Here is a 7,996-nt window from a genome sequence, read left to right on the forward strand (position 1 = left end):
CAGCCTCCAGTTCCACCACGGCGCCGCAGAAGCCAGACCCGTCCGGCAAAACCACCAATGAACAATCATAAAAATCGCCGGGGATTCGGTCTCGGCGTCTTCACACTGGTCATGATCGGTGTGTTGATCGGTCTCGGCGTATGGCAGCTGCAGCGCCGGGCCGAAAAGCATGCTCTTATCGCCGCTCTCTCCGAGCGCCTGGCGGAAAAGCCGTCCGCATTGCCGAACCCGTCGGACTGGGCGGCGTTATCGCCGGCCAAAGACGAGTTCCGTCGCGTGAGCTTTTCAGCCACCTACGAGGCGCGGCCCGACGCGATGGTCTACACCTTCGCTTCGGCGGTGCGCCCCGACGTCGGGGTCGGCACCTGGGCATTTCTGCCAGCACGACTGCCTGACGGCGGCACGGTCGTTATCAATGCTGGATTCGTGCAAAATACCGTGCAGGACCGCAGCCAGCAGGATCGCGCGGTAAGCCCTCTGGTGACAGGTCAGCCTGTTCCGATGACTGGCTATCTCCGCTTTCCGGAGAAGGCGGGTCTGTTGACGCCGTCTCCGGCTCGCGACAAGCGACTGTGGTTCTCCCGCGATATCGGCGCGATGGCTCAGGCTCTCGGCTGGGAAAACGTTGCACCTTTCTACATCGACCTCGAGACGCCGGTGCCCGCGAGTGGCGTTCCGAAGCCTGGTCCGCTCGACGTGCATCTGAAAGACGATCATCTGCAGTATGCCATCACTTGGTTCGGCCTCGCGGCCGCATTGATGTTGGCCTTTGGTGCGTGGTGGCGCAACCAGCGACGCTCGAGCTAGATCACGATGGCTTTGGATCGAATCGATCCAAAGTCATGAACGTGATCAATCCCAATATTTTGCGCGGATGCGGGCGGAAAACGCACCGCCGCTTTTCCTCATCCGGTTCGAACGCGCAATAGTTCATGATGTCCGGCTTATTCCGGAACGCAGGTTCTGAAATATAAATTGGACCAAAAACCAAGAAGAGGATGGAGAACCGGTCGACGGTTGAAACGCGTCGGCGGTAACGGCGATGCGTGCCTTCCAGATCGCCCGATAGTTCGCCGGGGGCCTTGCGAAACGGCTTTGAGCCCGGTGAAGATCTGTTTGATCCTATCGAGTCGGAACTCTTGCATAAGAGGTCCATAAGAGGTCGCCCCGGCGAACCTGAGCGACCTCGTTTCGATCAGTGCGGCATCAAGCCGCCGGCATGCCTTGATGGATCGCTTTCCTGACCTCCATGCGGAACTCCGGCGTGTCTTTCTGACCATGCACCGCCGTCGCATGCTGCACGGCTGCGTTTACGAGTTCTTCCTCGCTGTCAGCCGAAATGGAAACGGTACATTTCATCTCGCTAGGGAATTCGCGGCAATCGATGTACTTCCGTGCCATTTTTGTCTCCTGATGTTCGGAGGAGCCCTCCCTTGTTTCGCAAAATACACCCGGGGAATCGCGCCGAACAATCACAAAGCAGGTGTTCCGACGGCGGTATCCTTTATCGCTCCAACCTGTCCTGGCCGCTCAAAGCAGACAGCTGCATCGGTTTTACATCTGGAGGTTGTAAGATCGGTCTGCACTTCTCACATCTGTAAGCGCAACGTTCCAGACCCAGCGCTCGAATTCGCGTGCGGGGATCGAAAGTTTCTTGCGTTGATCAGCCTATCTGGTCGATACGGCTGCGAATACGATCCTCAGTCGGTCAGAGCGTCAGGATTACCCGCTCGTGCCGATCCCTTGAGATGTCGCGCCGCATCGCCGCCGTCTAGAAGACTACGTCACGCGATAATAGCGGTCGAACATGATCCAAAGCGTGCCGCCAACCAGAATGAGCAGCACAATGGCCGCGAAGCCGAGCATGGCCAGTCTGTTCTGCGACGATGATTTCAGGTCGATACGAAGGAAGTACAGCAAGTGGACGACGACCTGCGCAATCGCAGCGAGGCCGATGATGACAAAGGTCTGTTTAGGCGGCAGAGCGCGCGCGGCGACAAGGCCGAATGGAAGTGCGGCCAGAGCCAATGCCAGGACGAAGCCGATCAAGTAAGATCCGGCCGTCACATCCTTGCGATGCTTTGAAGCGGATCTGTCCGGCGCTCGCGGCGCGGCCGCCATGCTAGAGAAGCCCCGGGAGATAAACGAGAGAAAAGATATTGATCCAGACGATTACGAGGAAATGCCAGAACAGGCCTAACCGATAGACCCGCGAGGTCGCGAACGGGGTTATCCCGCGCAACCCGACCTCGCATCCCAGCAGGACGATCCAGACCAGGCCGACGCTCACGTGAGCGCCGTAGGTCCCGATCAGCGTGAAGAAGGCTGAAAGATAACCGCTTCGCGACGGGCCGGCGTCCGCGGCGGCCATGCTATAGAGTTCTGCGATTTCCGCGGAAATGAAGCCCAATCCGAGCAAAAACGTCACGCCCAGCCAGAGCACCGCGCGCCGGCTTCGCCCGGCTGCGATTGCAACGCCGGCGAAGCCGAACGTCGCGCTGCTCGCGAGCAGCAGCACGGTTTGAGCAAAAATGCGCGGGAGCCGAAATAACGTGTCCCCGGCCGGTCCGTCAGCGGTGCCGTGCGCCATCGCCACAAAAATTGCGCAGAGCAGCGCGAAGACGATCGCGTCGCTCGTCAGGCCGATCCAGAAGCCGTAGGTTTTCTCCTCGATGGCGCGCCGGGCTGCCTCGGCTTCGATCTCGTCGCCATTGTTTGCGGTGACGACGGCGTCGGTCACGTCGGCACCCCAACTGCGAGTGCGTCGGACCCGGCGCGGCGGCTCTCGATCGCTTCGACTTCGCTCGCCGGGATGCGACGTCCGACACGATCATGGAATGTCTGCGATAGGACGGCGGCAAACACGCTCAACCCGCCGATGGCGGCCAGCCACCAGATTTGCCAGATCATTGCAAAGGCGAACACGAACGACGTCGCACCGAGCGCGATTCCGGCACTACTGTTGCCGGGCATGACGATATCGCGGAAGCGCGGGCGTTCATGGTTCGCCGTTTCCTGCTTCATGGTCCACCATGGATCGATGCCATGCACCTCGGGTACGACGGCGAAATTGTAGGCCGCAGGCGGAGAGGCGGTCGCCCATTCGAGCGTTCTGGCATTCCAGGGATCACCGCCCGGAACTGCAAGCATCGCGCGGTCGCGGATGCTGACGGCGATCTGGACGGCGAGGAAGACGATGCCGCACAGGATGAAGAGGACGCCGCACTGGGCGAGGATGAGATACGGCTGCCAGTCAGCGACGTTGGTGCGATTGAGGCGCTGCGGCATGCCCATAAGACCAAGAACATACAGCGGCATGAAGGCCAGACAGAAGCCGACGATCCAGCACCAGAAGGCGCGCCGGCCCCATTTTTCATCGAGACGAAAACCGAACGCCTTGGGAAACCAGTACTGGTAGCCGGCGAAATAGCCGAACAGCGCGCCGGGGATCAGCAAGTTATGGAAATGCGCGACCCGAAAGGTGGTGTCGTGGATACTGGCCGGAGCCACGGCGAACAAAAAGCCGGAGATGCCGCCGACGAGAAACGTCACGATAAAACCGAGTGTGAACAGCATCGGCACCGAGAATTGCACGCGGCCGCGATACATCGTGAGCAACCAGGCCGCGATCGTCACGATTGTCGGTACGGCGATAAGCGGAGCCGCGCTGCCAAAGAAGGCGTTGACGTCGGCGCCCGACCCGAGGGTGAAGAAATGATGCAGCCAGACGACCAACGAGAGCACCGTGATCGCCGCAGTGGAGTAGATGAGCGGAGCGTAGCCGGACAATTTCCTGCCCGAAAAGGTTGCCACCACCTCGGAGTAGATGCCGAACGCCGGCAGGATCAGGATGTAGACGTGCGGATGGCCCCAGATCCAGAACAGGCTGACATAGTTCGCGACGTTGCCGCCGCCTTGGAGGCCGGTGAAAAAGTGCATGCCGAGCTGGCGGTCGAGGCCAAGCAGTGTGGCGGCGACGATCAGGGCCGGATAGGCAAATATGATCAATATGCTGGTGCATAGCGCCGCCCAGGTGAATAGCGGCATCATCATCAGTCGCATCCCGGGCGCGCGTCGTTTGACGATCGTGACGAGAAAATTGATTCCCGTCAGCAACGAACCGACGCTGCTGAGCAGGACCGCCCAGATCCAGTAATCGACGCCCACTCCCGGGTTGAATTGCACGCCCGATTGGGGTGGGTAAGCGGTCCAATAGGCGGTCGAGAACTTGCCGATGACCAGCGAGATCATCACCAAGCCAGCGCCGGACACGGTCAGCCACAGGCCAGCGGAGTTCATGAACGGAAACGCCACCCGGCGCGCGCCGATCTGCTGCGGAACGACGATATTGAGCAGGCCGAGCACGAACGGCATCGCCACGAAAAACATCATGATGGTGGCGTGGGACGTGAAGATCTGATCGAAATGATCCGGCGGCAGGTAGCCGTTGGGTTCGAATGCGAACGCCTGCTGGGTGCGAATCAATAGGGCATCGATGACGCCGCGCACCAGCATGACCAGCGCCAGCGTGACGTACATGATGCCGATTTTTTTATGGTCGAGGCTCGTCAGCCATTCGGTCCATAAATAGCGCCATCGACCGAGCCGCGTAATGAACGCGACCACGCCAAGTGCAACGCACACGACGGTCAGCGCTCCTGCCATGGCGATGCCGCTGTAAAACGGCAGGGCGTCAATCGTCAGCTTACCGAGCATACCAACTGGTCTTCAGAGAGAGGGAGCAATGCTGTCGCGTTTACGAGGAAACTGGGCGATGCATTCTCCGGCATTTCGAGAGTACCGGGTAGGACCGCGAGGTCAATTGAAATCGCGGGTGGTCGCCTAGATCGATCGTTATGCTACATATGATATTGAAATTACTTATGAATTTAAGATTTACGAGGTCTTGGCCGAACCCTGGGCGCCTGGCGGGAGGCGACATCATTTCGGATAAGATCGTAATCGGGCAGAGCAGGGATCGGGCCGATCATCGTTGGGCAATGATCTCGACGATATTGTAACGAGTTTTCCCGCAGACGACGTCACCTTTGTCGACCAGATGCAGTTTTGGATTCATCCGGGATAGGGCACGCTCGTGCTCGGGAAGTAAAACCGCCATCGCCGGGGCGTTCATTGCGATTGCGGCTAGATCGTTCAGTGAAACCGCGCTGATCGGCCCCTTCACATAAACCAGCATGTTGTGATTGGTTGCCTCCCCATCCACAACGTAAAGACGGCCGGGTCTCTGCCGGATGGTGGCGGTAATCGTTTGGCCGGCCAGGCGGCTTTCCTGAAACAGCTGCGGCGCGAACGGCATGACGATCCAGCTTCGAACGAGCAGGCCGCCAAAAATTGCATAGGCTACAACCAGGGCCGACACGATGACTTTGCGGTGGCTGTGAAGCCAGCGCTCAAACATCAGCCCGCAAATTACCGCCAATGTCATTGTTCCCGGCATGGCGTAGCGCGCAGCCACTTTACCCGGCCAGACCAGGAGAATAAGCGTGCAAGCCACGGAGTAAAGTATTGCGGCAAGCAGCAGGTCATCCCGCGTATCTCGCCATCTGCGGACGGCGATCACGATAGCCGGTCCAATCAGGATGGAGCCCGGCAGGAATTCAACTGCCAGACTTTTGACGAAATCCAGATGTCCGAAAACCGTCGCGAAACCTGTGGTCGTATGCGCCAGACGCGAATGAGCTTGCCAGGTATCGATATCGCCTGGCTGATAAACGAGGCCATACCAGCCACCGATGATGAGTCCGGCCCCGATGTGCGCTGCGATAAACGCCGGAATCTGATGACGCTGTTTCAGAAGGATGTAAGAGCCGACGCCGAGAGTGAAGTAAGCAACTTCCTGCGGCCCCTTCGTGAGGCCGGCGAGAGCAATCAAAACGCTGATGCAGAGCCATCGTCCAGATGTTGTGCTGTTGTCGCGAGTGCCTTGCCACCAGATGCAAAACGCGCCGAATAGCAGGACGGAAAGGACGATATCAGGTTCGGCATTGATGAACTTGGGCGCGACGACCGGCATGCTGATCCAGCAAAGCGCACCAAAAATTGCGGCACTTTTGCCGGTAACGGATCGCAGCAAATTGTAGATCAGCAGCGTTCCGGCAAGGAAAAAACAGAGGTGCGGAATGCGCAATGACCATAGCGTCACGCTTCCCGTTGTCTCGCCAAGGAGTGCGGCTAACCACGATAGCAGAACCGGTCGCTCCGCGAATCTCTCGCCGTAAACGAATGGCGTTAGCCAATGACCGTCCTCCAGTGCGCCGCGCGCGATGGCGATTATTCGTCCTTCCTCGAGGTTGGAAGCGCGGATGATGGCGGCAGGCACAGCCTGCACCAGAAAGAGGCCGATGACCCACAGGACCGGCCATCGCGACTTGTCCAAACCGGAAAAACGGGAGAGCATCCATTCGCCAGGGACAAATGCGATATCCCATAGCCGCCCGACGGCTGTGTCCCTTGCCTGGTCCGAACCCATTGTGTTCCTTGAGGAACTCACCTCCACGGCGGGGGTTCCGTTATGGGGGTCGACACCCTCCAGCAGCACTGAGCGGCGCCGGCCGGGCGCGGCAACGCTCAGCGCGAATTCATCATCGGGCTAATCATCTTGCGCACTCTCAAGGTCTTTCACCTTGAGGCCGTGTTCGATGAAGAAACGGTACTGCCTGGAATTTTCTTCGTAGAAGGGTTTGTCCTCCACTGGCCCGTACAGTTCGAACGCATAGTTGTTGAACTCGCCGGCCGGCGACTCGTCCTTGACCGAGGACATTTCCAGAATGACGCCGAAGGACGGGGCGCGCAGGATCTTCAATTGATCGATCAGCTTGGTCGCCGCTTTGACGCCCGTTCGCTGCAACGTCACGACGGCGGGCGGCCAATTCTGGTGATCCGGAAATGAACATACGATCGAATACATGCGCGTGGCGGCGGGCGGCGACTCCGGATCATTCGGATTATAGCTGCCTCGTTTACCCAGGCCCGATGCCGCCACGGAGCGGCCCGTCCGCCAAGTCACTTCCTCGCCACTCTTGAGCTTGATGGTGAATTCGGTATCGGCGGGCGTCCAATGCTTGCCGTCGTCGGAGCGTGCGAGAATTCCGCCGCCTGCTTCGCGCGGACGCCACAGGATGAAGCACCAGTTGATGAAAACCGGGCAAATGCGGACGGTCGAACCGATGCTTTTGTCGAGCAGGCTGTGCCAGAATTCGCCTGGCCGGGCGTTCTCGAATTGAGCGAGTTCGGGTGAGGAAGCCTGCAGCAGTTTCAGTCGCGGCATTTCCACGTTGCCAAGGGTACCAAGCCCCGGATGGTCCTGCAGGAACGCGGGCAAGCGCGACTTAGCCATGAATATTCTCCTAGGTCGTGGGGAGGAAAGTCCGGCGCATGATTGAAGGATTTCATACGACGCTTCAATGTAATTGATGGACTGCGTAACTGCCCGCTGTTTTCGAATGGCCGCCGCGTCCGTCATTGGCAGTTGACGGAACGGGATCGGACCGCGGCAACGTTCTGCTTTGTTGTACGGCGCGGCCAAAAGTCGCAACAGTGGGCAGTTTCCGGCACGTCGTATCGCCTTGCGTCATCGCGTCGAGGCACGAGCGATCGAGCACGGCATCCAAAACGATCTTCATTGTCCGGAATCCGACAGCGTGTGCGGTGCGAATACTTGCCTGCACCTTGAGCGCGCGCTGCCGCACCGCATCGTTTCTCGCAGATGGATTTCTCGGCAAGAGCCTGATAAGTTCCTGAGCAAGAAGCGCAATCTGAGGGATGCGCCAGGGCTGTCGATACATTCGCGCAGGCCGTGAAAACAAGGGTGCGCCGTGCATTGATCTCGACCGCTGCAATCAATCGATTTCGTCGCAGCCGATGCTCGATCGCGAGCGAAAAAAATACACATTTCTGAGATCAACGCCCTTGCGCTTTCTAACGATTCTAGTCTAGCATAAACCTACCGTCGCCGATCATGTGGGTCTGAGAACGG

Annotated in this window: 8 protein-coding genes; 1 reads left to right on the forward strand and 7 read right to left on the reverse strand. The window is 58.9% G+C overall.

Annotated elements, in window-relative coordinates; genetic code table 11:
* Positions 1–57: 57 nt before the first annotated feature.
* Positions 58–807 (forward strand): SURF1 family cytochrome oxidase biogenesis protein, encoded by a 750-nt coding sequence (locus BGN91_RS08275; protein WP_292612168.1) that lies wholly within the window; start codon positions 58–60, stop codon positions 805–807.
* Between the two features lie 399 nt (positions 808–1,206).
* Here the strand turns inward: BGN91_RS08275 and BGN91_RS08280 are convergent, their stop codons facing one another.
* The 7 genes from BGN91_RS08280 to BGN91_RS08310 all read right to left on the reverse strand — a co-directional run bounded on the left by BGN91_RS08280 (position 1,207) and on the right by BGN91_RS08310 (position 7,805).
* On the reverse strand, positions 1,207–1,401 hold the full coding sequence (locus BGN91_RS08280) for a DUF1059 domain-containing protein (RefSeq protein WP_292612170.1): 195 nt from the start codon (positions 1,399–1,401) through the stop codon (positions 1,207–1,209).
* A 378-nt stretch (positions 1,402–1,779) separates the two neighbouring features.
* A complete protein-coding gene (cyoD, locus tag BGN91_RS08285) occupies positions 1,780–2,049 on the reverse strand; it encodes a cytochrome o ubiquinol oxidase subunit IV (protein WP_292612171.1) in 270 nt (89 codons plus the stop codon).
* A 73-nt stretch (positions 2,050–2,122) separates the two neighbouring features.
* The gene (locus BGN91_RS08290; protein ID WP_292612173.1) at positions 2,123–2,740 is read right to left on the reverse strand and encodes a cytochrome c oxidase subunit 3; all 618 of its coding nucleotides are present in this window, start codon (positions 2,738–2,740) and stop codon (positions 2,123–2,125) included.
* The gene (locus BGN91_RS08295; RefSeq protein ID WP_292612175.1) at positions 2,737–4,716 is read right to left on the reverse strand and encodes a cbb3-type cytochrome c oxidase subunit I; all 1,980 of its coding nucleotides are present in this window, start codon (positions 4,714–4,716) and stop codon (positions 2,737–2,739) included. Before BGN91_RS08295 ends, BGN91_RS08290 begins: the two co-directional genes overlap by 4 nt.
* Before the next feature lie 271 nt (positions 4,717–4,987).
* Positions 4,988–6,490, reverse strand: a complete 1,503-nt coding sequence (locus tag BGN91_RS08300) for a glycosyltransferase family 39 protein (protein ID WP_292612177.1) — start codon at positions 6,488–6,490, stop codon at positions 4,988–4,990.
* Positions 6,491–6,610: 120 nt separating this feature from the next.
* Positions 6,611–7,357 carry a hypothetical protein gene (locus tag BGN91_RS08305; protein WP_292612179.1) on the reverse strand — a complete coding sequence of 249 codons (747 nt, stop codon included), beginning with the start codon at positions 7,355–7,357 and terminating at the stop codon, positions 6,611–6,613.
* 64 nt (positions 7,358–7,421) lie between these two features.
* Entirely contained in the window at positions 7,422–7,805 is a 384-nt protein-coding gene (locus BGN91_RS08310) for a hypothetical protein (protein WP_292612181.1), read from the reverse strand.
* Positions 7,806–7,996: the final 191 nt, after the last annotated feature.

It is taken from the genome of Nitrobacter sp. 62-13 (assembly GCF_001896955.1).
Taxonomy (GTDB): domain Bacteria; phylum Pseudomonadota; class Alphaproteobacteria; order Rhizobiales; family Xanthobacteraceae; genus Nitrobacter.

Coding starts and splice junctions, on each gene's coding strand:
- BGN91_RS08275 (WP_292612168.1), top strand. CDS start 58: ATGAACAATCATAAAAATCGCCGGGGATTCGGTCTCGGCGTCTTCACA.
- BGN91_RS08280 (WP_292612170.1), bottom strand. CDS start 1,401: ATGGCACGGAAGTACATCGATTGCCGCGAATTCCCTAGCGAGATGAAA.
- BGN91_RS08295 (WP_292612175.1), bottom strand. CDS start 4,716: ATGCTCGGTAAGCTGACGATTGACGCCCTGCCGTTTTACAGCGGCATC.
- BGN91_RS08300 (WP_292612177.1), bottom strand. CDS start 6,490: ATGGGTTCGGACCAGGCAAGGGACACAGCCGTCGGGCGGCTATGGGAT.
- BGN91_RS08305 (WP_292612179.1), bottom strand. CDS start 7,357: ATGGCTAAGTCGCGCTTGCCCGCGTTCCTGCAGGACCATCCGGGGCTT.
- BGN91_RS08310 (WP_292612181.1), bottom strand. CDS start 7,805: ATGTATCGACAGCCCTGGCGCATCCCTCAGATTGCGCTTCTTGCTCAG.